Annotated in this window: 23 protein-coding genes; 7 read left to right on the top strand and 16 right to left on the bottom strand. The window is 69.3% G+C overall.

All coding sequences use genetic code 11. The annotated features are described in order from the left end of the window. Nucleotides 1-14: 14 nt before the first annotated feature. From pobA to pcaG, 4 genes are read left to right on the top strand one after another with little or no spacing between them, the layout of a single operon-like run. Nucleotides 15-1184, top strand: coding sequence for a 4-hydroxybenzoate 3-monooxygenase (gene pobA, locus Ga0609869_RS00545; protein ID WP_125404034.1), 1170 nt, complete (start codon nucleotides 15-17; stop codon nucleotides 1182-1184). A 20-nt stretch (nucleotides 1185-1204) separates the two neighbouring features. Then, a complete protein-coding gene (pcaC, locus tag Ga0609869_RS00540) occupies nucleotides 1205-1585 on the top strand; it encodes a 4-carboxymuconolactone decarboxylase (RefSeq protein ID WP_125404033.1) in 381 nt (126 codons plus the stop codon). Then, entirely contained in the window at nucleotides 1582-2319 is a 738-nt protein-coding gene (gene pcaH / locus Ga0609869_RS00535; RefSeq protein ID WP_125404032.1) for a protocatechuate 3,4-dioxygenase subunit beta, read from the top strand. Before pcaC ends, pcaH begins: the two co-directional genes overlap by 4 nt. A 1-nt stretch (nucleotide 2320) precedes the next feature. Further along, nucleotides 2321-2920, top strand: a complete 600-nt coding sequence (pcaG, locus tag Ga0609869_RS00530; RefSeq protein ID WP_125404031.1) for a protocatechuate 3,4-dioxygenase subunit alpha — start codon at nucleotides 2321-2323, stop codon at nucleotides 2918-2920. A gap of 6 nt (nucleotides 2921-2926) precedes the next feature. On the opposite strand, the gene Ga0609869_RS00525 is transcribed toward pcaG, so the two are convergent. From Ga0609869_RS00525 to gltX, 5 genes are all read right to left on the bottom strand, one after another. After that, nucleotides 2927-3154 (bottom strand): FeoB-associated Cys-rich membrane protein, encoded by a 228-nt coding sequence (locus tag Ga0609869_RS00525; RefSeq protein ID WP_125404030.1) that lies wholly within the window; start codon nucleotides 3152-3154, stop codon nucleotides 2927-2929. Then, entirely contained in the window at nucleotides 3151-5652 is a 2502-nt protein-coding gene (feoB, locus tag Ga0609869_RS00520; protein WP_125404029.1) for a ferrous iron transport protein B, read from the bottom strand. Before feoB ends, Ga0609869_RS00525 begins: the two co-directional genes overlap by 4 nt. Continuing rightward, a complete protein-coding gene (locus tag Ga0609869_RS00515; RefSeq protein WP_125404028.1) occupies nucleotides 5645-5986 on the bottom strand; it encodes a FeoA family protein in 342 nt (113 codons plus the stop codon). The genes feoB and Ga0609869_RS00515 overlap by 8 nt, the downstream gene beginning before the upstream one ends. 356 nt (nucleotides 5987-6342) lie before the next feature. After that, nucleotides 6343-7638, bottom strand: a complete 1296-nt coding sequence (gene gltA / locus Ga0609869_RS00510; protein WP_125404027.1) for a citrate synthase — start codon at nucleotides 7636-7638, stop codon at nucleotides 6343-6345. Between the two features lie 85 nt (nucleotides 7639-7723). Continuing rightward, on the bottom strand, nucleotides 7724-9124 hold the full coding sequence (gene gltX / locus Ga0609869_RS00505; protein WP_125404026.1) for a glutamate--tRNA ligase: 1401 nt from the start codon (nucleotides 9122-9124) through the stop codon (nucleotides 7724-7726). A gap of 76 nt (nucleotides 9125-9200) precedes the next feature. Between gltX and Ga0609869_RS00500 the strand changes: the two genes are divergently transcribed. Continuing rightward, on the top strand, nucleotides 9201-11234 hold the full coding sequence (locus tag Ga0609869_RS00500; RefSeq protein WP_342772207.1) for a ComEC/Rec2 family competence protein: 2034 nt from the start codon (nucleotides 9201-9203) through the stop codon (nucleotides 11232-11234). On the opposite strand, the gene lexA is transcribed toward Ga0609869_RS00500, so the two are convergent. The 6 genes from lexA to Ga0609869_RS00470 form a co-directional block, all read right to left on the bottom strand. After that, complete coding sequence (lexA, locus tag Ga0609869_RS00495; RefSeq protein WP_125404025.1) at nucleotides 11228-11917, bottom strand: transcriptional repressor LexA; 690 nt, start codon at nucleotides 11915-11917, stop codon at nucleotides 11228-11230. The genes Ga0609869_RS00500 and lexA overlap by 7 nt on opposite strands. A gap of 72 nt (nucleotides 11918-11989) precedes the next feature. Then, complete coding sequence (locus Ga0609869_RS00490) at nucleotides 11990-13162, bottom strand: molybdopterin molybdotransferase MoeA (RefSeq protein WP_125404024.1); 1173 nt, start codon at nucleotides 13160-13162, stop codon at nucleotides 11990-11992. After that, on the bottom strand, nucleotides 13159-13638 hold the full coding sequence (gene moaC, locus Ga0609869_RS00485; protein ID WP_125404023.1) for a cyclic pyranopterin monophosphate synthase MoaC: 480 nt from the start codon (nucleotides 13636-13638) through the stop codon (nucleotides 13159-13161). Before moaC ends, Ga0609869_RS00490 begins: the two co-directional genes overlap by 4 nt. Continuing rightward, the gene (gene trpC / locus Ga0609869_RS00480) at nucleotides 13638-14450 is read right to left on the bottom strand and encodes an indole-3-glycerol phosphate synthase TrpC (RefSeq protein WP_125404022.1); all 813 of its coding nucleotides are present in this window, start codon (nucleotides 14448-14450) and stop codon (nucleotides 13638-13640) included. Before trpC ends, moaC begins: the two co-directional genes overlap by 1 nt. Next, nucleotides 14447-15466, bottom strand: coding sequence for an anthranilate phosphoribosyltransferase (gene trpD, locus Ga0609869_RS00475; protein ID WP_125404021.1), 1020 nt, complete (start codon nucleotides 15464-15466; stop codon nucleotides 14447-14449). Before trpD ends, trpC begins: the two co-directional genes overlap by 4 nt. Beyond that, complete coding sequence (locus Ga0609869_RS00470) at nucleotides 15463-16044, bottom strand: anthranilate synthase component II (RefSeq protein WP_125404020.1); 582 nt, start codon at nucleotides 16042-16044, stop codon at nucleotides 15463-15465. The genes trpD and Ga0609869_RS00470 overlap by 4 nt, the downstream gene beginning before the upstream one ends. A gap of 143 nt (nucleotides 16045-16187) precedes the next feature. Here Ga0609869_RS00470 and Ga0609869_RS00465 point away from each other — a divergent pair, with 143 nt between their 5' ends. Next, on the top strand, nucleotides 16188-17876 hold the full coding sequence (locus Ga0609869_RS00465) for a divergent polysaccharide deacetylase family protein (RefSeq protein WP_125404019.1): 1689 nt from the start codon (nucleotides 16188-16190) through the stop codon (nucleotides 17874-17876). A gap of 199 nt (nucleotides 17877-18075) precedes the next feature. On the opposite strand, the gene trpE is transcribed toward Ga0609869_RS00465, so the two are convergent. From trpE to fabI, 5 genes are all read right to left on the bottom strand, one after another. Further along, complete coding sequence (trpE, locus tag Ga0609869_RS00460) at nucleotides 18076-19590, bottom strand: anthranilate synthase component I (protein ID WP_125404018.1); 1515 nt, start codon at nucleotides 19588-19590, stop codon at nucleotides 18076-18078. 10 nt (nucleotides 19591-19600) lie between these two features. Continuing rightward, complete coding sequence (locus Ga0609869_RS00455; RefSeq protein WP_125404017.1) at nucleotides 19601-21445, bottom strand: peptidyl-prolyl cis-trans isomerase; 1845 nt, start codon at nucleotides 21443-21445, stop codon at nucleotides 19601-19603. 187 nt (nucleotides 21446-21632) lie between these two features. Beyond that, nucleotides 21633-22139 (bottom strand): xanthine phosphoribosyltransferase, encoded by a 507-nt coding sequence (gpt, locus tag Ga0609869_RS00450; RefSeq protein ID WP_125404016.1) that lies wholly within the window; start codon nucleotides 22137-22139, stop codon nucleotides 21633-21635. Between the two features lie 14 nt (nucleotides 22140-22153). Then, a complete protein-coding gene (locus Ga0609869_RS00445; RefSeq protein ID WP_245972170.1) occupies nucleotides 22154-22756 on the bottom strand; it encodes a LysE family translocator in 603 nt (200 codons plus the stop codon). A gap of 4 nt (nucleotides 22757-22760) precedes the next feature. Further along, nucleotides 22761-23579 carry an enoyl-ACP reductase FabI gene (fabI, locus tag Ga0609869_RS00440; RefSeq protein WP_125404015.1) on the bottom strand — a complete coding sequence of 273 codons (819 nt, stop codon included), beginning with the start codon at nucleotides 23577-23579 and terminating at the stop codon, nucleotides 22761-22763. Nucleotides 23580-23686: 107 nt separating this feature from the next. On the opposite strand from fabI, the gene pdxH reads away from it, so the two are divergent. Continuing rightward, nucleotides 23687-24292, top strand: coding sequence for a pyridoxamine 5'-phosphate oxidase (pdxH, locus tag Ga0609869_RS00435; RefSeq protein ID WP_125404014.1), 606 nt, complete (start codon nucleotides 23687-23689; stop codon nucleotides 24290-24292). Nucleotides 24293-24393 lie beyond the last annotated feature (101 nt).

The following is a 24393-nucleotide window of genomic DNA, read 5'->3' as shown; positions in this document are numbered from 1 at the left end:
AGGGAGGAGACACGATGCGAACCCAGGTCTGCATCGTGGGGGGTGGCCCTTCGGGGCTGCTCCTGGCCCAGCTTTTGCACAAGCACGGCATCGACACGGTGATCCTCGAACGGCGCAGCCGCGCCTATGTGCTGGCGCGCATCCGCGCGGGCGTCCTGGAGCGGGGCCTTGTCGATTTGATGCACGAGGCCGGCGTGGCCGGGCGGCTGGAGCGCGAGGGGCTGGTCCACGAGGGCGCGGCAATTGCCGCGGGCGAGGCGCTGTTCCGCATAGATTTCAAGGCGCTGACCGGCCACACGGTCGTTGTATACGGCCAGACCGAAGTGACGCGCGACCTTTACGATGCACGCGACGCGACGGGCGGCGAGACCCGCTTCGAGGTCGAGGATGTGGCGATCTGCGATGCCGATACGGATGCGCCGTATGTCACATTTCGTCAGGAGGGCACGGATCACCGGATCGACTGCGATTTCGTTGCCGGCTGCGACGGGTTCCACGGGGTGTCGCGCCAGACGATCCCGGACAGGGTGCGGCAGGAATTCGAAAAGGTCTATCCGTTCGGCTGGCTCGGGGTGCTCTCGCAAACGCCGCCGGTGGAAGACGAGATCATCTACGCCAGGTCCGAGCGGGGCTTTGCGCTCTGCTCGATGCGCAACGCCGAGCTCAGCCGCTATTATGTGCAATGCCCGCTGAGCGACCGGGCAGAGGACTGGTCGGATGCGGCGTTCTGGGACGAGCTGAGGCGCCGCCTGCCGGCCCGGGTGGCCGAGCGCCTGGTCACCGGCCCCTCGATCGAAAAGAGCATCGCGCCGCTGCGCTCTTTCGTGTGCGAGCCGATGCGCTGGGGGCGGCTGTTTCTGTGCGGCGACGCGGCCCATATCGTGCCGCCGACCGGGGCCAAGGGGCTGAACACCGCCGCCTCGGACATTCATTACCTCTACGAGGCGATGGTGCGCTATTATCGCGACAACGACCGCGAGGCGCTGGACGGGTACTCCCGGCGGGCGCTGGCCCGGGTGTGGAAGACCCAGCGGTTTTCGTGGTGGATGACGACGCTCTTGCACAGCTTCCCCGAGCAGAGCGCGTTCGACCTGCGGTTGCAGGCAGCCGATCTGGCCTTCCTGCGAGACAGCGAGGCCGCGCAGCGCGCGTTGGCCGAAAACTACGTGGGGCTGCCCTACTGAGCGGGGCGAGAGGAGACGAGATGACCGACAGATATGCCCGCGGCATGGAGGTGCGCCGGGCGGTGCTGGGCGAGGCCCATGTCGATCGCGCCGAGGCCGCCAGGACCGAGCTGGACGACCCGTTCCAGACGCTCATCACCGAGGGCGCGTGGGGCACGGTCTGGGCGTCGGATGCCATCACGCGGCGCGAACGGTCCATGCTGACGCTGGCGCTGTTGGCCGCGACCGGGAATTTCGAGGAAATCCCGATGCACATTCGCGCCACCGCACGCACCGGGGCCAGCCCCCGCGACGTGGCCGAGGCGTTTCAGCACGTGGCAATCTATGCCGGCGTGCCGCGCGCCAACCGGGCGCTGAAGATCGCCAAGGACACCTTCGCCGAGATGGAGAGCGAGGCATGACCGCAACCCGCGACCTGGGCCCGCTGATCCCGCGCAACCGCGACGCCCATCCGCCAGCCTACGATCCCGACTACAAGACCAGCGTGTTCCGGTCGCCCCATCTGCCGCTGATCTCGATGGAGAGCACCCCGAGCGAGGAAACCGGCCCGCGCTTTGGCCATGCGCGCCTCGGGCCGCTCGACAACAACCTGATCCTGAACTGGACGAAGGGCGCGGCGCCCGCGGTGGGCGAACGCATCCTGATGCACGGGCGCGTGCTGGACGAAAACGCCCGCCCCGTGCCCGATACCCTGATCGAGATCTGGCAGGCCAACGCGGGCGGGCGATACCGGCATATCAAGGACACCTATTTCGCGCCGCTCGACCCCAATTTCGGCGGCTGCGGGCGCACGATCACCGACGAGAACGGGTGTTACGAGTTCCTCACGATCCGCCCCGGCGCCTATCCATGGCCCAACCGGGGCAACGAATGGCGGCCGATGCACGTTCACGTCTCGGTTTTCGGCCACAGCTTCGGCCAGCGGCTGATCACCCAGATGTATTTCGAGGGCGACCCGCTGATCGCCCGCTGCCCCATCGCCAACACGGTCAAGGACCGCGGCCAGCTCGACCGGCTGGTGGCGCCGCTCGACCTCGGCCGCGCGCGGCCGATGGATTTCCTGGCCTACAAGTTCGACATCGTTCTCAGGGGGCGCCGGCAGACCATGTTCGAGAACAAGCTGGAGGGGATGTGAGATGGTGCAGAAGCTGGACACGCTGACCGAGACGCCCTCGCAGACCGCGGGGCCTTACGTCCATATCGGCACGGCGCCGACCTATGCGGGGCTCGGCGGCATCTATGAGCACGAGATCGGGCAGACGACCTATCAGGACGGCGCCGAGGGCGAGGTGATCGAGATCACCGGCACCGTGACCGACGGCACCGGCTGGGTGCTGCGCGATGCGGTGATCGAGGTCTGGCAGGCCGACGCGTCGGGGCGCTTTGCCGGGCAGGAGGGGGCCGACCCAAAGGTGACGGGCTGGGCCCGCGTCTGCGCCGACCCCGAAAGCGGAGAGTGGCGCCTCGGCACGATCAAGCCGGGCCCGGTGCCGATGCGCGGCGGCGGGTGGCAGGCGCCGCATATCGTGCTCTGGATCGTGGCGCGGGGTATCAATACCGGGCTTCAGTCGCGGATCTATTTCGAGGACGAGGCGAACGGCGACGACCCGGTTCTGGCGCGCATCGAACAGCGCCCGAGGGTCGACACCCTGATCGCCAAGAAGACCGGCGACGGCCGCTACCGCTTTGACATTCGCCTGCAAGGTGCGGGCGAGACGGTATTTTTCGACATGTAGGCGGGCTTAGGGTTTGCCGCCGGGATCGGGCAATTCGACGATCGGGCAACTGGCGCCGCCGGAACAGCCGGGGCAGGCGGAACAGCCCCGCGCCGCCCCGCGCCGCCGCCGGATCAGCCCGCGCCCGAGAAAGCCCGCCGCGATGGCCACGGCAACCCCGATCAGTACGTATTCGTGGGCGGCGATGCCGGCCTCTGCGCCCAGGTCGATGGCGGGAATGGGCCTGTCGGTCATGATCCGTCCCCCGGAACCGGGCGCGGCGCTGGCAGATGCGCCCAGGGCTTTGGCAGGGCCACCACGATCAGCGCGCCCAATGTCAGAAGGTAGACGGCGGTCATCGTCTGCAATCCGCCCAGCCCCAGAACACGCCCGGCGGTGAAGACGGCGCTCGCCACGGCGAGGCCCAGAAGGGTGGGAAAGATGATCGAGAACGCCATCCACTTCACGCTGCCGGTCTGCACCTTGACCATCATCATGGTGGCCAGGCAGGGCGGGTAGAGCGCGAAAAACAGCAGCAGCGCGACCGCAGACAGCGCGGTATGCCCCTCGGCGGCCTGGGCAGCGCCCATGCGTTCTTCCAGCGTCCGGTTCTGCCCGTCATCCTGGTCGAACAGCACACCAAGCGTCGCCACCGAGTTTTCCCGCGCGGCGAAGGAGGCCAGGAGTGCGACGTTGATCTTCCAGTCGAAATCGGCGAATTGCGTCACCGGCTCCAACCCGCGGCCGACGGTCCCGAGAAAGCTCGACTCAAGCTTGTCCTTGCGCATCTCGCGCCGGATCGCGATGCGGGCATCAGCGAGCCGCGCCAGCGCGCCGGCCGCGTCCCCCGCGCCGGGCGCGTCTGTGGGCAGAAGGAAGGGCGCATAGGCGGGGTGGCGGGCGACCGCGCGCTCGGCCAGCGCGCGCGAAACGGCGGGGTCGCCTGCCTCGTCCTGGGTGGCGCGCAGCTCGGTGAAGGTGTTGACCAGATCGACCAGCGCGGCCTGATCGGGCACCGCTGCGCGCTGTGCGCTGCCCTCGAGCGTGTCGTAGAACCGGGCGATCGCGGCCTCGGCGCGGTCCTGGTAGGCCACCTGCCGTTCGGCCGGCACGCCGGGGAATTGCAGCAAGACGTAGATCACCACCGCGATGGCCACCACCACCGTGCCCACCTTCTTGATGTAAAGCCAGGTCCGGTCGACGGCCCGGCGCAACACACCCGAGAGCGTCGGCAGGTGATAGTTGGGCAGTTCCATCACGAAGGGCGCGGTCTCTTCGTGCCGCAGCACCGAGACGGTCAAGAGCTTGGCGATCAGCATCGCCGCGATCACCGTCAGGGTGGACAGGTAGAACAGCATCAGGCCCTTGGTTTCGGGGAAGTAGATGTTGATCAAGAGCGTGTAGAGCGGGATCTTGGCCATGCAGTTCATGAAAGGCACGGTCAGGATCGTGGCCATCCGCGCGCGGGCGTCGGGGATGCCCTTGGTCGCCGCGACGCCGGGCACGGCGCAACCGCCCGCGAAGACGCCCGCCAAGATGAAGGGCAGGGTCGATTGCCCGTGCAGGCCGAACCGGTGCAGCGCCCGGTCGAGGATGAAGGCGATCCGCGCCATATAGCCCGAATCCTCCAGAATCGCGATGAGCGCGAAGAGGATCAGGAAGATCGGCACGTAGTTGAGCAGCGTGTTGGCTGCATCCACCATCCACAGCCCCATGGCGCGCATTTGCGGGTCGTGCAGGAAACCCGCATCGGGCAGGACCGAGCCGGTGAAGTCGCGAAAGCCCGCAAGCAGCGGCCAAGTCACCTCGGTCAGCCGATAGCCCTGCACGATCGACAACTGGTAGATCGCCCAGATCACCGCCACCAGGAAGACCGGCGCGAGCCAGGGATGCAGCAAGAAGCGGTCGATCCGTTCTGACAGCGGCACATGGCCGGCGCGGGTTGCGGTGATGCAGGTGGCCACGATATCGGCCGCCAGCCCGTCGCGCGCCGCGCTGACCCGGTCGGCGGCGCTGATCTCGCCCGGCGCCGCGGCGCGCAGGCGGTGGGCGCGGTCGAGCAGCGGGTGGGGGTTGTCCAGCCGGTCCGACACCAGGCGCTTGGCCTCGGCATCGTCCTCCAACAGCTTGACCGCCATCCAGCGCGCCGAGATGTCCTTGAGCGCGGCCTCTTCGGCCAGTGCGGCCTGCATGTCCTGAACCGCCGGTTCGAGTGCGCCATAGTTCAGCGTGGCCGGGCGGGTATCGTGCGCCGCGGCGATGGCCGCGCGCAGCGCGTCGGCCCCCAGCCCCTTGCGCCCCACCACCGGCACCACCGGCACGCAGAGCCGGCGCTCCAGCGCGGCGATTTCGATCTCTAGCCCGTGGCTCTCGGCCACGTCCATCATGTTGAGCGCGACGACGACGGGAAAGCCCATCTCGAGCAACTGAAAGGTCAGCGGCAGACCGCGGCGCAGGTTCGACGCGTCCAGCACGTTGACCACCACGTCGGGGCGATCGTCCAGCAGGAAGGCGCGCGCGACGCGCTCTTCCAGCGAAAAGGCGGTCAGCGAGTAGCAGCCGGGCAGGTCGACCACTTCGACCGTTTGGCCGCCGTGCTCGTAGCGGCCCGATTTCTTGTCGACGGTCACGCCGGGATAGTTCGCAATATGCTGCGTCATGCCCGTGAGCATGTTGAACAGCGTCGATTTGCCGGCGTTCTGCTGACCCGCCAGGGCAACCAGGCGCGATACCGGCCCGGCTGTGTCAGACATTGTCGATCTCCACCTGGGCGGCCTCGCGGCGGCGCAGCACGATGAAGCTGTCGCCGACCCGCAGCTCTATCGGGTCGCGCAGGGGGGCCGAGCGGATCACCGTCACCTCTCGGCAGGGCTGAAGCCCGAGGTCGAGCAGGCGCTGGCGCACCGGGCCGCAGCCGCACAGCCGGCGGATGCGGCAGGTCTGGCCCGGCGCGGTATCGTTCAGGCTGGGCACCACGGGGCAGGCGGCACAGACCTCCTGGACCGCCTCGTGCCCGTGCCCGTTGGCGTGCCCGTGGCCATGACGCTTCTTGCCCCAGCCTTTATGCCCGAAAAACCCACGTCTCATCGCCTGATCCTGTTTCCTGTTCTGCGGTGCCCCTCCGCCTAGCCCCCCGCGTTCGGGGCAGAATGCGCGATTTCGGGTCGCCCGCCTTGATCCAGATCACCGTTCCGGAGGCCCTTTCGCCGGGCCGGTTTCCGGTGTCGGCTGCAGCCGCCTGGCATATGGCTTGGAGGACCTGCAAACAGAGGGTAGGCGTACCCAAGTATTTTCGTCAAGAATTGGCCCTGCGGCATTCCGCGCCCCGCACCGTGCCCGCACGGCCAAGCGCAAAATGCAAATGGGCCGGCCCGTCTGCATGACGGTGCCGGCCCAGGTCGTGCAGCGGCGCCGGGTGGTCTAACGCGGCGCCGATGTTCGGCTTACCGGTCTTCGACGTCCACGTAGTCGCGCTTGGTCTCGCCGGTATAAAGCTGCCGCGGCCGGCCGATCTTCATCGTCGGGTCCGAGATCATTTCCTTCCACTGGGAAATCCATCCGACCGTGCGCGACAGCGCGAAGATCGGCGTGAACATCGAGGTCGGAAAGCCCATCGCGTCAAGGATGATGCCCGAGTAGAAATCGACGTTGGGATAGAGCTTTTTCTGAACGAAAAAGTCGTCTTCCAGCGCGATCTTCTCCAGCTCCATCGCGACCTTCAGGGTCTCGTTGTCCTCGATTCCGAGAAGATCGAGCACCTCGTCGGCGGATTGTTTCATCACCTTGGCCCGCGGGTCGAAATTCTTGTAGACCCGGTGGCCGAAGCCCATCAGGCGGAACGGATCGTCCTTGTCCTTGGCGCGGTCGATGAATTCGGGGATGCGGTCGACCGACCCGATCTCGCGCAGCATCTCCAGGCAGGCCTGGTTGGCGCCGCCATGGGCGGGCCCCCAGAGACAGGCGATGCCGGCGGCGATGCAGGCGAAGGGGTTCGCGCCCGAGGAGGACGCCAGGCGCACCGTCGAGGTCGAGGCGTTCTGCTCGTGGTCGGCGTGCAGGGTAAAGATGCGGTCCATCGCGCGGGTCAGGATCGGGTCGACCTCGTATTCCTCGGCCGGCACGGCAAAACACATGCGCAGGAAGTTCGACGCATAGTCCAGGTCGTTGCGCGGATAAACGAAGGGCTGGCCGATGGTGTATTTATAGGCCATCGCCGCGATCGTCGGCATCTTGGCGATCAGCCGGATCGAGGCGACCTCGCGCTGCCAGGGGTCCGAGATGTCGGTGCTGTCGTGGTAGAAGGCCGACATCGCGCCCACCACGCCCACCATCACCGCCATCGGGTGCGCGTCGCGCCGGAACCCGGTGAAGAAGCGATGCATCTGCTCGTGCACCATGGTGTGGCGGGTGACGCGGCTTTCGAAATCTTCAAGCTGCGGGGCGGTCGGCAACTCGCCGTAAAGCAGCAGGTAGCAGACCTCGAGAAAGTGCGATTTCTCGGCAAGCTGGTCGATCGGGTAGCCGCGGTGCAACAGCTCGCCCTCGTCGCCGTCGATAAAGGTGATCGCGCTTTCGCAGGACGAGGTCGAGGTGAAGCCCGGATCGTGGGTGAACACGCCCATCTGCCCGTAAAGCTTGCGGATATCGATCACATCCGGCCCGGCGGTGGGGCTGTAAACCGGCAGCTCGATGGAGGTGTTGCCCAGGGTCAGCGTTGCGGTTTTCGTGCTGTCAGCCATGAAAGTCCCTCTTGTTGACGAGAGACCGGGCCGCGCTCCCGTACGCGGCGCCGGTCGGTGGCGTGCGGGGCTTTCGGCGACGGCCTTAGCCCTGGGCGTCAGCCAGCCGGGCGAGAGTCTCTTCCCGGCCGATGACGAGCATCATATCGAAAACGCTGGGCGATACGGTTCGCCCGGCGAGTGCGGCACGAAGCGGCTGCGCCAGCTTTCCCAGCTTCAGCCCATGGGCCTCTGCCACCTCTGCCACCGCCGCTTCGAGCGCGTCACGCGTCCAGCTAGCATTTTGCAGATGCGGCGTCAATTCACTCAGTATACCACGGGATACATCATCGAGTGCCTTGGCCGATTTCTCGTCCGGCACAATCGGGCGGCTAGAGAGTATGAAATTAGCTTTTTCAATAAGTTGTGGGTATGTCTTCACGCCGCCTTTCAATAGGGGCAGCGCCTTGGCCAGCCCGCCTTTCTGGGCCTCGGTCAGGGCTGGCGCCCCAGTGGCGGCAAGATAGGCGTCAAGCTCGTGCAGCAGCGCAGCATCCTCCATCGCCGCGAAATGCTGGCCCGAGAGGTTTTCCAGTTTCTTGAAGTCGAACCGGGCCGGCGATTTGCCGATGCCGTCGAAGCCGAACCAAGCCTTCGCCTGGTCGTCGCTGAAAAACTCGTCGTCGCCATGCGACCAGCCGAGCCGCGCCAGGTAATTGCGCATCCCGGCCGACGGGTAACCCATCGCCTGGTATTCCTCGACCCCGAGCGCGCCGTGGCGCTTTGAAAGCTTCTTGCCGTCGGGGCCGTGAATCAGCGGGATATGCGCCCAGATCGGCACCTCCCAGCCCATGGCGCGATAGATCTGCATCTGGCGCGCGGCATTGGCCAGGTGGTCGTCGCCCCGGATCACATGGGTCACGCCCATATCATGGTCATCGACGACGACGGCCAGCATGTAGGTCGGTGTGCCGTCGGACCGTAACAGAACCATGTCGTCCAGCTGGTCGTTGCCCCAGGTCACGTCGCCCTGCACCTGATCCCGGATCACGGTCGCCCCTTCGCGCGGCGCCTTGAGCCGCACCACGTAAGGCGCGTCCGGGTGGGTCGCGGGGTCTGCGTCGCGCCAGGGGCTCTGGTAGAGGGTCGAGCGGCCCTCGGCCTTGGCGGCCTCGCGGAAGGCGGCGATTTCCTCCTGCGTGGCAAAGCATTTATAGGCGTGGCCTGCCGCCAGCATCTCTTGCGCGACCTCGGCGTGACGGCCGGCGCGGGCGAACTGGCTGACCGGGTCGCCGTCCCAGTCGAGCCCCAGCCAGGCCAGCCCCTTGAGGATCGCCTCGGTCGCCTCGGGGGTCGAACGCGCCCGGTCGGTATCCTCGATCCTGAGCAGGAACTTGCCGCCGCGCCCGCGGGCGTAGAGCCAGTTGAACAGCGCCGTGCGCGCGCCGCCGATATGCAGATAGCCCGTGGGCGAGGGGGCGAAACGGGTGACGGGGGCCTCGGTCATCAGCCTTAACCTTTTGGAAACCATGCGGGGGATAACGTCGGCGCCTGTCTAGGCAATCGCCGGCGGGAGGACAAGCTTGCATCCGTTCCGCGCGCTTCAGGCCCAGCGGGGGCACCTCTTTCCCTGGGCGCCGGTGATGCTGGGCCTGGGCATCGGGGCCTATTTCGCGCTGGGGGCCGAGCCGCCCGTATGGGCGCTCTGGGCCGCCGCTTGGGGCGCGGCGGCATTGGGCCTGGGGGCCTGGCGCTGGGCCGCGGGCGCCGGGCCGGCCCTGGCCGGGCTGGCGCTGGTGCTGGCCGGGCTGGCCCTGGCGGGGGCGCGCGCGCATCTCGTGGCCGCCCCGGTGCTGGAGCACCGGTTTTACGGCGGCGTGGCGGGCCGCGTGGTCGCGCTCGACCGGTCGCTGTCGGACGCGCCACGGGTCACGTTGGACCGTGTCTGGCTGCAAGGGGTCGACCCCGCCCGCACGCCCGCGCGGGTACGCCTGTCGCTGCACGGCAGCCTGGGGCTGACCGCCCCGGTGCCCGGCACGCGCGTGATGGCCACGGCGCATCTTTCACCGCCCGCCGCCCCGGCCGAGCCCGGGGGGTTCGATTTTCGCCGCCATGCGTGGTTTCAGCGGCTGGGCGCGGTAGGCTACACCCGCGCGCCGATGCTGGCGCTGGCCCCGCCCGCAAAGGGCCCGGCACTTGTCGTCGCGCGCTGGCGCATGGCGCTGTCAGAGGCGCTGCGCGAGCGGATGCCGGGCGCGCGCGGGGCGGTTGCCGCGGCGATCCTGACCGGCGACCGCTCGGCCATCGCGCGCGAGACGCTGGACGATCTGCGCCACTCCAACCTTGCCCATCTGCTGGCGATCTCGGGGCTGCACATGGGGCTTTTGACCGGTTTCGTTTTCGCCGCGCTGCGCTACGGGCTGGCAATGATCCCGCCGCTGGCGTTGCGCGTGCCGGTCAAGCGGATCGCGGCGCTGGGGGCGCTGGCGGTCGGGGCCGGCTACCTGGCGCTGGCCGGCGGCAACGTGGCTACCCAGCGGGCCTTCGTGATGGTCGCCGTGGTGCTGGGCGCGGTGCTGGCCGACCGCCGCGCGCTGACGCTGCGCGCGGTGGCGCTGGCCGCGCTGATCGTGCTGGTACGCGCGCCGGAAAGCCTGACGCAGGCGGGGTTCCAGATGTCCTTTGCGGCCACCACGGCGCTGGTGGCGGTCTTCGCCGTGCTGCGCGACGCGCCCGGCGGGCGGTGGCACCCGCCGCGCTGGGCTCGCGCACCGATGGCGCTGGTGGTCTCTTCGGCGGTGGCCGGGGCGGCCACGGCGCCCTTCGGGGCGGCGCATTTCAACCAGATGGCGCAGTACGGGCTGTTGGCCAACCTCTTGTCGGTGCCGCTGATGGGCGCGGTGGTGATCCCCTCGGCGGTGCTGGCGGGGCTGTTGTCCCCGCTTGGGCTCGAGGCGCTGGGGCTTGTGCCCATGGGGCTGGGGCTGGGCTGGATCCTTGGGGTGGCCGACCGCGTGGCGGGCATGGACGGCGCTGTCTGGCCGGTCATGGCGCCGGGCCGTGCGGTGCTGCCGCTGATCAGCGGCGGGATGCTCTGGCTGATGCTCTGGCAGGGGCGGGCGCGCTGGGGCGGCCTGGTGCCGGTGGCCGCGGCTTTCGTGCTTTGGTCGGGGGCCGAGCGGCCGCCGCTGCTGGTCGCCGAAAGCGGACGGCTGATCGGCGTGATGACCGGGCAGGGGCGCGCGCTCAGCAATGGCCGGGGCAGTGGCTTCGTCGCACGCAGTTGGCTGGAGAACGACGGCGACCTCGCCACGCAAGAAGCAGCGGCGGCGCGCGCCGGCCTGCCGGGCGGCGCGGCGCGCATCGGGGGGCTGAACGTGATCCAGATTGCCGGCCGGGGCTGGCAAGAGCGGCTCGCGTCGTCCTGCCGGGACGGGGCCGTGCTGATCGTGGGGCGCGCGGCCGAGGCCCCGCCTGGCGCGGCCTGCACGGTGCTGGACAGCGCCGCGTTGGCGCAAAGCGGAGCGTTGGCGATCTATCCCGAGGGCGCTGGGCTGCGCACCGTGGCCGCCCGCGCGCAGGCCGGCGACCGTCTGTGGACACGCCCGGCTCAGTAGCTGCGGATCAGCCCCACCAGCCGGCCCTGCACGGTCACCTGGTCGCTGCGCAGGATGCGCGTCTCGTAGGCCGGGTTGGCGGCCTCCAGCGCGATCATGTCGCCCTTGCGGCGAAACCGCTTCAGCGTGGCCTCGTGCCCCTCGACCAGGGCCACGACGATCTCGCCGTTTTCGGCGGTGGCCTGTTCGCGGATCACGACCACGTCGCCGTCATTGATGCCCGCCTCGATCATCGAATCGCCCTTGACCTCGAGCGCGTAATGCCGGCCCTGACCCGACAGCATGCTGCCCGGCACGGCCACGTTGTGCGACACCTGGCTGATCGCCTCGATCGGGGTGCCCGCGGCGATGCGGCCCATCACCGGCAGTTCCATGGCGTGCACGGCTTCCACAGGCATGGCGCCCGGCGGCGGGGCGGCGGGGCCGTCGCCCTCGATCACCCTGGGGGCAAAGCCGCGGGCCTCCATCGCCTCGGGCAGCTTGACGATCTCGATGGCGCGGGCGCGGTGGGCCAGCCGGCGGATGAATCCGCGCTCTTCCAGTGCCGTGATCAACCGGTGGATGCCCGATTTCGACCGCAGGTCCAGCGCGTCCTTCATCTCGTCGAAGGACGGCGGCACGCCGTCTTTTTGCATGCGTTTATGGATGAATTCCAGCAGGTCGAGTTGTTTGCGCGTCAGCATGGGCGGCTCCGTCACGGCACACGTGTTCGCCCATGTTCTAGTCATGTTCCCGTTTTGTGTCAACCGTGGCGGTCAAAGGGGCAGATACTGAACGCGTTCGCCCGCCCGGCGCGGCCCGTCACCGGGGGGCCGGATGACGAGCGCGCGCGCCTCAGACAGGATCGACAAGAGCGCGCTGTCCTGGCTGTCGAACGGCACCAGCCCCGCCTCGGTCAGGCGCGCGCGCACGTAATGCTCCCGCGGTCCGTTGGCGGCGACATCGGCGGCCAGCACCCCCTCGCGCCGCGGCGCGGGTGCCTCGCCCAGGCCCAGCATCTTGCGGATCGCCGGGATCAAGAAGATATGGCCGCAGACCAGCGCCGAGACCGGGTTGCCCGGCAGCCCGATCATGGCGGCCGTGCCCAGGCGCCCGGCCATCAGCGGTTTTCCGGGCCGCATGGCGACCTTGTAGAACGCCTGCTCCATGCCCAGTTCGGCCGCGGCCTGGGCGACAAGGTCGTGATCGCCGACCGAGGCGCCGCCGATGGTGACCACGAGGTCGGCGCCCTCGGCGAGGCCGAACACGGTCTTCAGCGAGGCCATGGTATCGCGCGCGATCGGCAAGATGCGCGCCGTGCCCCCGGCGGCCTCGACCATCGCCTTCAGGCCAAAGGCGTTGGAGGCGATGATCTGGTCCGGCCCCGGGGCCTCGCCCGGCATCACCAACTCGTCACCGGTGGCGATCAGCGCGACCTCGGGTTTGCGGGTGACAGGCAGGGTTGGCAGGTTCATCGCGGCCATAAGCGCGAGGTCGGCGGCGCGCAGGCGCCGCGGCGCGGCCACGCTCTCTCCCACCTCGAAATCGGACCCCGCCGCGCGCACGTTGGACGGCGCATCGGCCGTGCCGCCCAGGGTGATCGTAGCGCCCTCGGCCTGCACGTTTTCCTGGATAACCACCCGGTCGGCGCCTTCGGGCAGGGGCGCGCCGGTGAAGATGCGCGCGGCCTGTCCGGGGCCGATGATGCCGGCAAAGCCGTGCCCGGCGGCGGCCGTCCCGACAACGCTGAGCCGCGCGCCCGGCGCCGCGTCGGCGGCGCGGACCGCGTAGCCGTCCATCGCGGAGGCGGCGAACGGGGGCTGGGTGCGCGTGGCCGTGACGGGGCGGGCCAGCACGCGCCCGGCGGCCTCGGCCAGCGCCACCTCCTCGGTGTCGAGCGGCGCGACGAGGGCGAAGACGCGCGCCAGCGCCTCTTCGACTGTAATCATTTCGGCGCCTCGTAACGGCCCGATTTTCCGCCGTCTTTCAGCACCAGGCGGATGCCGCCGATGGTCATGGATTTTTCCACCGCCTTGACCATGTCGTAAAGCGTCAGCGCCGTGGTGGAAACGGCGGTCAGCGCCTCCATTTCCACTCCGGTCTGGCCGGCGGTCTTGACCGTGGCCTCGATGCGGATGCCGGGCAGGGCGGGGTCGGCGGTCAACTCGACCGCCACCTTGGTGATCGGCAGCGGGTGGCAAAGCGGGATCAGATCGGCGGTCTTCTTGGCGCCCATGATGCCGGCCAGCCGCGCCACGCCCAGCACGTCGCCTTTCTTGGCGCGGCCCTCGGTGATCTGGGTCAGCGTCTCGGGCGCCATCTGCACATAGCCCTCGGCCACCGCGACGCGCGCGGTGGCGGGCTTGTCGGAGACGTCGACCATGTGGGCGTCGCCCTTGCCGTCGAAATGGGTGAGGTCGGCCATCACGCGGCCCCGGCGCCCAGCGGGTCGGCCAGGAGGGCGCGTGTCGCCCCGGCCACGTCCGCCTGCCTCATCAGGCTTTCGCCGATCAGGAAGGTCCGCACCCCGTGCCGGGCCATCTCGGCGAGGTCGCCGGGGGTGTAAAGCCCGCTTTCCGAAACCACGAGCCGCCCCTCGGGCACTCGCGGGGCCAGCGTGCGCGTCGTCTCAAGGGTGGTCTCGAAAGTCTTGAGATTGCGGTTGTTTATCCCGATCAAGCCCGATTTCAGATCAAGGGCGCGCTCCAGCTCTTCGCCGTCATGCACCTCGATCAGCGCGTCCATCCCCCAGCTTGCCGCGGCCTGCTCCAGCTCGGCCGCCTGCGCGTTTGAGACGGAGGCCATGATGATCAGGATGCAATCGGCCCCCAGCGCGCGGGCCTCGGCCACCTGGTAGGGGTCGTACATGAAATCCTTGCGCAAACAGGGCAGCGCCACGGCGTCATGCGCGGCGGTGAGAAACTCTTTCGCCCCCTGGAAGGACGGCGTGTCGGTCAGTACGCTGAGGCATGTGGCGCCGCCGGCCTGGTAGGCCCGCGCCAGCGCCGGCGGGTCGAAATCTTCGCGGATCAGGCCCTTGGACGGGCTCGCCTTCTTTATCTCGGCGATCAGGCCATAGCCTGTGGCCGAGGCATTGTGCAGCGCGTCGGCAAAGCCCCGCACAGGGGGCGCGGCCTTGGCCGCGGCCTCGACCTCCGACAGCGGCACCGCGGCCTTGTCGGCGGCGAGCTCGTCCAGCTTGTAGGCCTTGATCTTGTCGAGAATGGTGCCGGTCATGCCGCCTCCGATGTGATCTTGGCCAGCCCCTCGACCTTGGCCCTGGCCGCGCCGCTGTCGATGCTTTCCGAAGCGATTTCAACGCCTTCCGGCAGGGTCTTGGCGCGTCCCGCCACCACCAGCGCGGCGGCGGCGTTCAGCAGCACCGCGTCGCGGTAGGCCGAGGGCTCGCCATCCAGCAGCGCGCCGAAGGCCCGCGCGTTGTGTTCGGGCGTGCCGCCGAGGATCGCGTCGAACGGGTGCTCGGGCAAGCCGGCCTCTTCGGGGTGCAGCTCGCGCTCGCTGACCTCGCCCCCCTCCAGCATCGCCACGTAGGTAATGCCCGCGATGGAGATCTCGTCGGTCCCGTCGCTGCCATGGACCAGCCACGCCACCTCGGAGCCCAGCGCGCCCAGCGTCTCGGCCATCGGCCGGATCAGCGCGCGGGTGAACGCCCCCGTAAGCTGGCGCTTGACCCCGGCCGGGTTGGTCAGCGGGCCGAGGATGTTGAAGATCGTGCGCGTGCCCAGCTCGGTCCGGGTGGGCATGACATGGGCCATCGCCGGGTGGTGCATGGGCGCCATCATGAAGCCGATCCCGACCTCCTTGAGCGCGGTTTCCACCACCTCGGGGCCGACCATCACGTTGATGCCCATCTGGCCCAACGCGTCGGCCGCGCCCGACTTGGACGAGAGGTTGCGGTTTCCGTGCTTGGCCACCGGCACGCCGGCCCCGGCCACCACGAAGGCCGTGGCGGTCGAGATGTTCAGCGTGCCCTTGCCGTCGCCGCCGGTGCCGACGATGTCCATCGCGCCTGCGGGGGCGGCGACCTTGCGGCACTTCGCGCGCATCACCTTCGCCGCGGCGGCGAACTCGTCCACCGTCTCGCCCCGCGTCCTGAGCGCCATCAACAGGCCGCCCATCTGGCTCGGCGTCGCCTCGCCCTCGAACAGCGTCTCAAAGGCCGCCTCGGCCTCGTTGCGGGTCAGCGGGCGGTCGGCGGCGGCGCCGATCAGGGGTTTCAGCGCGTCGCTCATGCCGGCTCCTTCACCAGATCGAGGAAGTTCTTCAGCAGCTTGTGCCCGTGTTCCGAGGCGATGCTTTCGGGGTGGAACTGCACCCCGTGGATCGGCAGCGTCTTGTGGCGCAGCCCCATGATCGTGCCATCGGCGAGCCAGGCATTGGCCTCCAGGCAGTCCGGCAGGCTTTCGCGTTCGACGATCAGCGAATGGTAGCGCGTGGCCGCGAAGGGCGAGGGCAGGCCGGCGAAGACCCCCGTTCCGTCATGTTCGATGATGCCCATCTTGCCATGCACGATGTCGCCCGCGCGCACGACCCGGCCGCCGAACGCCTCGCCGATGGTCTGGTGCCCGAGGCAGACGCCCAACAGCGGCGTGCCGGTCTCGGCCGCGGCCCCGGTCAACGCCAGGCAGATCCCGGCCTGCGACGGATCGCACGGCCCGGGCGAGAGCACGATGGCCGAGGGGCGCAGCGCCATCGCCTCCTGCACGTTCAACGCATCGTTGCGGACCACCTTGGCATTGGTGCCCAACTCCCCCAGATAATGAACCAGGTTATAGGTGAAGCTGTCGTAATTATCGATCAGTAGCAGCATGACTTGCGCGCCTTTGCGCATTTGAGGGGTGAACCCGAACTCCGGTCGGGCTATACATGGACGGAGCGGCCTGCCGGGGTCAAGGGCAGGCGGTGCCGGGCGCAGAAGACGCCGCAGGGCAACGAACACATCAGGAGGCAACCGTGAGCAGGGGGTTTCTGAACGGAATAATCTGGGGTACCGGCGCGGTTGTGGCCGGGCTGATCGCGGTAACTCTGGCGTTGCCGCCCGCGGCGCCGCCGGGCGGCGGCGAATCCATGGTGCGCGACACGCAGCCGGCCCCCGTCGAAACCGCCGAGGCCGAGGCCGGCCGCGCCGCGCCTGACACGCCGCCGGCGGCGTCTGACACGCCCGCGGCAACACCCGTAGCCCCAGAGACCCAGACAACGCCCGCCGCGCGCGAGCCCGAGAGAACGGCCGACGTGCCGGAGCCCGAGACGGCAACGCCGGACGCCGATGCAGTTGCGCCGGAGCCCGAGACCGCCGCGCCCGAGCCCGAGACCGCCGCGCCAGAGGCCGAACCGGACACGCCCGCGGCCGCGCCTGCCAGTCCAGAGGCCGCGTCCGTCCCGGACGCGGCGCCGCCGGATGCGGACGTGCCGGGCACCACCGTCGAAACCGCGATCGACCTGCCGGCGGGGTCGGAATTCAACCGCCCGCCGCCGGACATGCCCGCGCAGGCACCCGCGGCCGAACCCGGGCCGGGAACGGGCGGAGATGCCCCCGGCATGGCCCGCCCCGTCGACGATGCGGCCCAGCCGCCGCGGCCCGACACCGCCCCGGCCAGCACCCCGCTTGCCGCCGCCGACAGCCCCGGCGCGCTGACCGCGCCCGACCTGCCCGGTGCCGCGCCCGCCGGCCCGGAGGGCGAAGAACCCGTTCTGCCCACCCCGGGCGCGCTTGGCCCCGGTGCTCCGTCCGCCGACACCGCCCCCGTCGTTGTCGACCGCACCGGCGGCCCGGCGCCCGCACCCGCCGCCGCGGCAGAAGACACCGCCGAGCAGGCGGCCGATGCCGAGCAGGCGGCCGAGGCAACGGGCGTCCGCATCAACCGCCTGCCCAGCATCACCGCCACGCCCGAGCCGGAGTCCGCCCCCGAAGAGGCCGATCCGGCAGCGGCGGCCGAGGCCATGGCCGAGGCGGGGGCACTGGCCCGCTTCGCCACGCCCGTCGAAGCGCCGGGCGCGCGGCCGCTCTTTTCCATCGTGATGATCGACGCGGGGGCCGAGGGGCTCGACCGGGCGTCGCTCACGACATTCGCCTTCCCGGTTACCTTCGCCGTCGATCCGACCCGCCCCGACGCGGCCGAGGCGATGGCAGCCTACCGCGCGGCGGGCTACGAGGTGGTGGCGCTGGCCACCGGCCTGCCGAAGGACGCAGAGCCCAAGGATGTCGAGGTGGCGATGACGCGCCACCTTTCGGTCTTGTCGGAAACCGTTGCGGTGATGGATCCGGCCGAGGCCGGCCTGCAGTCGAACCGGGCGGCGATGCGCCAGCTCGTCAGCCTGCTCAACGACACCGGCCATGGGCTGATCACCTACGATCGCGGCCTCAACAGCGCCCAACAGCTGGCGTCGCGGGCGGGGGTGCCTGCCACCACCGTCTATCGCAGCCTCGACGCCGAGCGCGAGGCCAGTCCCAAGATCCGCCGCTATCTCGACCGGGCCGTCTTTCAGGCCGCGCAGGACGGGGCCGTGGTGATGGTCGGCCACAGCTATGCCGAGACCGTCGCCGCGCTTTATTCCTGGGCGCAGGAGGACAAGGCGCGCGAGGTGGCGCTGGTGCCGATCTCGGCGATCCTTGCCGACCCCGACGACGCGGGCGGGCGGTAGGCGCCACCGGGGGCGCTGCCCCCGCCGCCCGATGCCGGGCGGCCCCCCCGGGATATTTGAGGCCAGAAGAAGGGCGGGGCGACGGTCGCGGCGGTATCTGCTGCGGGCTTTGCCCGGTCTCGGCCGGAAGGCTTGGGAGCGGCCAGCGCAGAGGGACGGGGCGAGGCCAGAGCGGGCGCGCGCTGTCGCGGGCGGCCGGTCAGTTGCCGGAGCGGTGGACGAAGAGGCCGGCCTCTTCGGCGGCCTTCCTGAGCGCGCGGGACTTGTTGACCGTCTCCTGCCATTCGGCCTCGGCGTTGCTGTCGTAGACGACGCCGCCGCCGGCCTGGATGTAGAGCGTCTGATCCTTGACCACGGCGGTGCGCAGCGCGATGCACATGTCCATGTCGCCATTGGCGGCGAAATAGCCCACGCCGCCGCCGTAGACGCCGCGCTTTTCCGGCTCCAGCTCGTCGATGATCTCCATCGCGCGGACCTTGGGGGCACCCGAGACGGTGCCGGCGGGCAGGCCGGCGAGCAGCGCCGAGAGTGCGTCGTGGTCGTCCGAGATCTCGCCCACCACGTTCGACACGATGTGCATGACGTGGGAATACCGCTCGATCACGAATTCCTCGGTCGGGCGCACGGTGCCGATCTTCGCCACGCGGCCCACGTCGTTGCGGCCCAGGTCGAGCAGCATCAGGTGCTCGGCGCGTTCCTTGGCGTCGGCCAGCAGGTCGGCCTCGAGCGCGCGGTCCTCTTCCGGGGTGGCGCCGCGGGGCCGCGTGCCGGCGATGGGCCGGATCGTCACCTCGCGCCCGCTGAGCCGCACGAGGATCTCGGGCGAGGCGCCCACCACCTGGAAGCCGCCGAAATTGAAGAAGAACATGAAGGGCGAGGGGTTGGTGCGCCTCAGCGAGCGGTAGAGCGCGAAGGGCGGCAGCGGGAAGGCCTGTGCCCAGCGCTGGGCGGGGACCACCTGGAAGATGTCGCCAGCGCGGATGTAGTCCTTGGCCTTTTCGACGGCGTCCAAGTAGCCCGCCTTGGTGAAATTCGACCGCGCCTCGCCGACCTCGGCGGCCTCGCCCATCTCGCGGCTGGCCGCGGGCACCGCGCGGTCGAGATCCCTGAGCGCGTCCATCACCCGTTCGGCGGCCTGCGCGTAGGCGGCGCGCGCCGAGAGCCCCGAGCCCGCCCAGGCGGGCGCCACCAGTGTCACCTCGCCCTTCACCCCGTCGAGCACCGCCACCACCGAGGGGCGCATCATCACTGCGTCGGGCAGGCCCAGCGGGTCGGGGTTGGCGTCGGGCAGGCGTTCGACCAGGCGGATCATGTCGTAGCCCAGATACCCGAAAAGGCCGGCGGCGATGGGCGGCAGGTCCTCGGGCATGTCGATGCGGCTTTCGGCGATCAGCGCGCGCAGGGTGTCGAGGGGGGCGCCGTCGAGATCCTCGAAGGCGGAAACGTCGAAGCGCGCCTGCCGGTTGATGCGGCTGGACGTGCCGCGGCATTCCCAGATCAGGTCGGGCTTCATGCCCACCACCGAAAAGCGACCGCGCACCTCGCCGCCGGTCACCGATTCCAGCATGAAGCTGTCCTTGCGCGCCTCGGCGAGTTTCAGCATCAGGCTGACCGGCGTGTCGAGGTCGGCGGCGAGCCGGGCATAGACCAGCTGCGATTTGCCGGCCGTGTATCCGGCCTCGAAATCCTCGAACGAGGGGGTCAGGTTTGCCATGTGCCGTGCCTTACCGGAAATTGGCGTGCACGGCGTTGATCGCCGCCTGGTCGAGCGTGAGCCCGGCCTCGTCGATCAGCGCCTGCCCGAAATAGCCGTAGAGATCTTGCGCCATGCCTTGCGCGGTCTGGCTCTGCAGGCTGCGCGCGAGCAGCGCGACGGCCGGGTCCTCGGGGTCGGGCGGGGCGATCTCTTCCAGCACCACCAGCACCGCGCCGGCGCCCGCGGGCACCGCAGCGGCCGCGCCGGGCCCGTCGAGCGCGAAAAGCGCCTCGGCCAGCGCCGGGGGCGTCACGGCGTTGCGCGTCAGCCCCTCGTGCCGGGTGACGGGCAGGCCGAGATCGTCGATGGTTTCCCCGGCCTCGAGGCGCGCGATCAGCGCCTCGGCGCGCGCGATCAGGCGGCTGGCGGTTTCCTCGGCGGCCCAGGCGGCCTCGACCTCGTCGCGGACTTCCTCGAACGGGCGCAGGCGGGGCGGCACCACCTCGTCGAGGCGCAGCGCGAAAACGCCGCCATCATCGAGCTCCACCAGTTCGGGGAAATCGTCGCGCGTGACCGCGGCGGCGGCCTCTCGAAACGCGGCATAGGCGGCGATGCCGGTATCGGTGCCGGGTGCGACGGCGATCTTGCCCAGCTCCATCTCGGTTTCACCGGCCAGGTCTTCCAGCGTGGCGCCGGCGGCGAGGCGGTCGTCGAAATCCCCTGACATGTCGGCGATCAGCCGGCGGGTGCGGTCGAACGCGGCGGCCTCGCGCAGCTCGTCGCGGGCCTCTTCGAAGGTGGTTTCCTGCGCGGCGAGCACCGCGTTGACGCGAAAGAGCGCGGGGCCCAGATCGGTCTGGACCGGGCCGGCGATGCCCGGTTCGGCCAGCGCGAAGACCGCGGGGCCGGCATCGCCCAGGTCGGCCTCGGTGACGTCTCCGAGGTCGATATCGCCCAGTTCCAGCCCGCGCGCCTCGACCAGCGTTTCGAAATCGGTCTCGCCGGCGGCGATCCGGTCGGCGGCGGACTGCGCCTCGGCGGCGCTCTCGAATACCAGACGCTCGACGAGGCGCCGCTCGGGCAGGACATATGCGTCGCGCCGCTCTTCGTAGAGCGCGCGCAGCAGGTCCTCGTCGACCTCGACCGAGTCGATCAGCATGTCCGGCGTGATCCAGGCATAGGTGAGCCGCCGGGTCTCGGGCGCGGTGAAATCAGCCTCGTTCTCGGTATGATAGGCGCGCAGCGTGGCGTCGCCGGGGCTGGGCAGGGGCGTGGCCAGGTCGTCGGGGCCAAGAGCGATCTCGGCATAGCTGCGCCGCTCTGCGACATAGCCCAGCAGCGTGTCGATGAACGACGCGGGGGCGACGGTGCCGCCGGCCACTGCGCCCTGTACCAGCCCACGGGCGCTGTCGGCGCGCAGCCGCTCTTCGAACTGGGTTTCGCTCATGCCGTTGCGTTCCAGCGCAAACCTGTAGGCTTCGCGGTCGAATTCGCCGTCGGGCCCCTGGAACGCGTCGATCGCGATGATTTCCTCTCGCAGCCGTTCGTCGCCGATCGACACGCCGAGCTTGTTCGCCTCGTCGTCGAAGGCGGTGTCGGCGATCACGCGGGCGCGCACGCGCGCCACGATGCCGCGTGACTCCAACTCGGAGAAGGTGCTTGCGCCGCCGTCGGCCGTGGCCTGGGCGCGCAGTTCCTGTTGCAGGGCGCGGGCATAGGTGTCGACGTTGATCTCGGTGTCGCCGACCTTGCCGATCGACTGCACCGATCCGCCGAAATTACCCACGCCAAAGCCCGCGAGCCCGAGGATCAACAGGGCGAGAATGATCCAGACGATGAAACTGCCGGTTTTCTTGCCGAGGCTCTTGGCCATGAGGGCGCCCTTCTTCTGACGGTATCGGGAGGCAGGTGTAGAAGGTCAGGGTAAAGGCTGCAAGCGGGATGGCCGGAAGCCGGGGCCGGGGGCTGATTCGCACCCATCGGCGCCGGGGCGAAACAATCGGCGCGGAGAGGCGGCATTGGCCGCCGGGCGCTCGGTGCGCCTGAGGGGTGCGACACCGTCAATCGTGGCCGCGGTAGGGCTCGACATATTGCAGCGCCATGTCCCAGGGGAAAAAGATCCACGTGTCCTGGCTGACCTCGGTGATGTAGCTGTCGACCATCGGCTTGCCCTTGGGCTTGGCGTAGACGGTGGCGACGTGGGCCTTGGGCATCAGCGCGCGCACCACTTCCAGCGTGCGGCCGGTATCGACCAGATCGTCGACGATCAGGATGCCGGTGCCGTCGCCCACCACCTCCATGTCGGGAAACTTGATGACCTTGGGCGCGCTCTGGGTCTGGTGGTTGTAGGATTTCACCGAGATCGTATCGACGGTGCGGATGTCGAGCTCGCGCGCGACGATCATCGCCGGCGCCATGCCGCCGCGGGTGATCGCCACCACCGCGCGCCAGCCGCCGTCGTCCGGGCCGCGGCCGTCGAGCCGCCAGGCCAGCGCGCGCGCGTCGCGGTGAAGCTGGTCCCAGCTTACGTGAAAGCCTTTTTCATGGGGCAGTTGGTCGGGGGACATGACGGTTCCTCCGGTCAGCGGTCGAGGATGAGACGCAGGCCGAGCGCACCCAGCAGCAGCGCCGCCGCGCGGTCTATGGCGGGCTTGGCCCAGAGATAGCCGGCCCGCGCCGCCGGGGTGGCGAGCGCTGCGGCAAAGGCCGCGTAGACGACCAGCTCGACAACGAAATGGTTGGCCACCACCAGCCCCTTCTGGGCCAGCGTCAGGCCGGGCGGAAAGATCACCACCAGAACCGAGGCCGCGAACAGCACCGATTTGGGGTTGGCGAGGTTCACCAGCACGCCGCCCAGAAAGGCCCGGCGCCCGGGGTGGGCGCTGTCGGCCGCGGGCGCGCGCGCGTCGCGCCAGAGACCCCAGGCGATGAAAATCAGGTAAAGCGCGCCGGCGGCTTTCAGAATCGCGTAGGCCCATGGAAAGAGGGCAAGGGCCGCGTCGAGGCCCAGCAGCGCCGCGCCGGTCCAGCCGGCAGCGATCAGCCCCAGCCCGGCCCCGGTGGCCGCCCCGGCGGCAAACCCGCCCGCCACGGCCATCCGCAGCGCGTATAGCAGCGCCGGGCCGGGCACGGCCATGGCCGCCAGAAGCGTCAGGTTGAAGGCGATGAGGTGGGCGGGCTCCAAGGCGTCATTTCCGCCCGGTGACCGCGTCGATGTCGGGCGCGTCCACGGCCTTCATGCCGACGCTGTGATAGCCCGCGTCGACATGGTGCACCTCGCCGGTGACGCCGCTGGCGAGATCGGACAGCAGGTAGAGCGCGGACTTGCCGACCTCGTCCTGGTTCACGTTGCGGCGCAGCGGCGAGTTCAGCTCGTTCCACTTCATGATGTAGCGGAAATCGCCGATTCCGCTGGCCGCCAGCGTCTTGATCGGCCCCGCCGAGATCGCGTTGACGCGGATGCCGTCCTTGCCCAGGTCCTCGGCCAGGTATTTCACCGACGCTTCCAGCGCCGCCTTGGCAACGCCCATCACGTTGTAATGGGGCATGACCTTTTCGGCGCCGTAATAGGTCAGCGTCAGCGCCGAGCCGCCCTCGGCCATCATCCGTGCCGCGCGCTGGACCACGGCGGTGAAGGAATAGACCGAGATATCCATCGTCATGCGAAAGTTGTCGCGGGTGGTGTCGACGTAGCGGCCGCGCAGCTGTTCCTTGTCGGAAAAGCCGATCGCGTGAACGATGAAATCCAGCCGGTCCCAGCTTTGGGCCAGCGTGTCGAACAGACGGTCGAGCGAGTCCTCCTCGGCCACGTCGCATTCCACAAGAAGGTCGCTGCCAAGCTGGCCGGCCAGCGGCTGAACCCGCTTTTTCAGCGCCTCGCCCTGGTAGGAAAAGGCCAGTTCCGCCCCGTGGTCGGCACAATTCCGCGCAATGCCCCAGGCGATCGACTTGTCGTTCGCCAGCCCCATGATCAGGCCGCGCTTGCCGGCCATCAGTTTCGTTGACATAGGCTGCCCCTCGACCACCTTCTTGTAAGTGAGCGTGGTTTAGGGCAATTGGCGAGCCCCATCAAGTGCGACGCAGCGCGGCCAAAGGCCCTTGCAAGAGGCGGGACATGAGCGACAGAACGGGCATTTTCGCGGGCGACGACCCTTTCGCGCTGGCGCGCGACTGGCTGGCCGAGGCCGAGCGCCACGAGATCAACGACCCCAGCGCCATCGCGCTGGCCACGGTCGACGGCGCGGGGTTGCCCAATGTGCGCATGGTGCTCCTGAAGGAGATCGAGGAAGACGCCTTCGTTTTCTACACCAACTACGAAAGCGCCAAGGGACTGGAAATTACCCGGTCTGGAAAGGTCGCCTTCGTGCTACACTGGAAATCGCTGCGGCGTCAGGTGCGTGTGCGCGGGCTGACCGAACGGGAAGACGGGGCCAAGGCCGATGCCTATTACGCCTCGCGCTCGCTCAAGAGCCGGCTGGGGGCCTGGGCCTCGCGCCAGTCGCAGCCGTTGGCCTCGCGCGGGCAACTGATGGCAGAGGTGGCGCGCGTGACGGCGCAACGAGGCGTGTCGCCGGATCGTCCGCCGTTTTGGGGGGGCATCCGCATAAGGCCGCTGGAGATCGAGTTCTGGGCCGATGGGCAGTTCCGTCTGCATGATCGGTTCCGCTGGCGGCGCGGCGACCTTGCCGATCCTTGGCAGGTCGACAGGCTCAACCCGTGAGCCAATTCCGGCGCGCGGCTGTCGTGTTGTTTAGGTCAGCGATTTTGACTTGCATTGGTACTCGGGCCGGACGAAACAGGACCGGGGTGGGGGCGTAGAAA

Source organism: Rhodovulum iodosum (genome assembly GCF_041020385.1).
GTDB classification, from domain to species: domain Bacteria; phylum Pseudomonadota; class Alphaproteobacteria; order Rhodobacterales; family Rhodobacteraceae; genus Rhodovulum; species Rhodovulum iodosum.
Note: the sequence above shows the minus strand (reverse complement) of the source record. Positions and strands in the feature narration are given on the sequence as shown.

Excerpts from the sequence above, each read along its gene's own strand:
- lexA (WP_125404025.1), bottom strand. The coding sequence starts at position 11,917 with ATGCTGACGCGCAAACAACTCGACCTGCTGGAATTCATCCATAAACGC.
- fabI (WP_125404015.1), bottom strand. The coding sequence starts at position 23,579 with ATGTCAACGAAACTGATGGCCGGCAAGCGCGGCCTGATCATGGGGCTG.
- Ga0609869_RS00455 (WP_125404017.1), bottom strand. The coding sequence starts at position 21,445 with ATGGCCAAGAGCCTCGGCAAGAAAACCGGCAGTTTCATCGTCTGGATC.
- pcaG (WP_125404031.1), top strand. The coding sequence starts at position 2,321 with ATGGTGCAGAAGCTGGACACGCTGACCGAGACGCCCTCGCAGACCGCG.
- pdxH (WP_125404014.1), top strand. The coding sequence starts at position 23,687 with ATGAGCGACAGAACGGGCATTTTCGCGGGCGACGACCCTTTCGCGCTG.
- pcaC (WP_125404033.1), top strand. The coding sequence starts at position 1,205 with ATGACCGACAGATATGCCCGCGGCATGGAGGTGCGCCGGGCGGTGCTG.
- trpD (WP_125404021.1), bottom strand. The coding sequence starts at position 15,466 with ATGAGCGACGCGCTGAAACCCCTGATCGGCGCCGCCGCCGACCGCCCG.
- Ga0609869_RS00490 (WP_125404024.1), bottom strand. The coding sequence starts at position 13,162 with ATGATTACAGTCGAAGAGGCGCTGGCGCGCGTCTTCGCCCTCGTCGCG.
- gltX (WP_125404026.1), bottom strand. The coding sequence starts at position 9,124 with ATGACCGAGGCCCCCGTCACCCGTTTCGCCCCCTCGCCCACGGGCTAT.
- feoB (WP_125404029.1), bottom strand. The coding sequence starts at position 5,652 with ATGTCTGACACAGCCGGGCCGGTATCGCGCCTGGTTGCCCTGGCGGGT.
- trpC (WP_125404022.1), bottom strand. The coding sequence starts at position 14,450 with ATGACCGGCACCATTCTCGACAAGATCAAGGCCTACAAGCTGGACGAG.
- gpt (WP_125404016.1), bottom strand. The coding sequence starts at position 22,139 with ATGTCCCCCGACCAACTGCCCCATGAAAAAGGCTTTCACGTAAGCTGG.
- trpE (WP_125404018.1), bottom strand. The coding sequence starts at position 19,590 with ATGGCAAACCTGACCCCCTCGTTCGAGGATTTCGAGGCCGGATACACG.
- Ga0609869_RS00470 (WP_125404020.1), bottom strand. The coding sequence starts at position 16,044 with ATGCTGCTACTGATCGATAATTACGACAGCTTCACCTATAACCTGGTT.
- pobA (WP_125404034.1), top strand. The coding sequence starts at position 15 with ATGCGAACCCAGGTCTGCATCGTGGGGGGTGGCCCTTCGGGGCTGCTC.
- Ga0609869_RS00525 (WP_125404030.1), bottom strand. The coding sequence starts at position 3,154 with ATGACCGACAGGCCCATTCCCGCCATCGACCTGGGCGCAGAGGCCGGC.
- moaC (WP_125404023.1), bottom strand. The coding sequence starts at position 13,638 with ATGGCCGACCTCACCCATTTCGACGGCAAGGGCGACGCCCACATGGTC.
- Ga0609869_RS00515 (WP_125404028.1), bottom strand. The coding sequence starts at position 5,986 with ATGAGACGTGGGTTTTTCGGGCATAAAGGCTGGGGCAAGAAGCGTCAT.
- gltA (WP_125404027.1), bottom strand. The coding sequence starts at position 7,638 with ATGGCTGACAGCACGAAAACCGCAACGCTGACCCTGGGCAACACCTCC.
- pcaH (WP_125404032.1), top strand. The coding sequence starts at position 1,582 with ATGACCGCAACCCGCGACCTGGGCCCGCTGATCCCGCGCAACCGCGAC.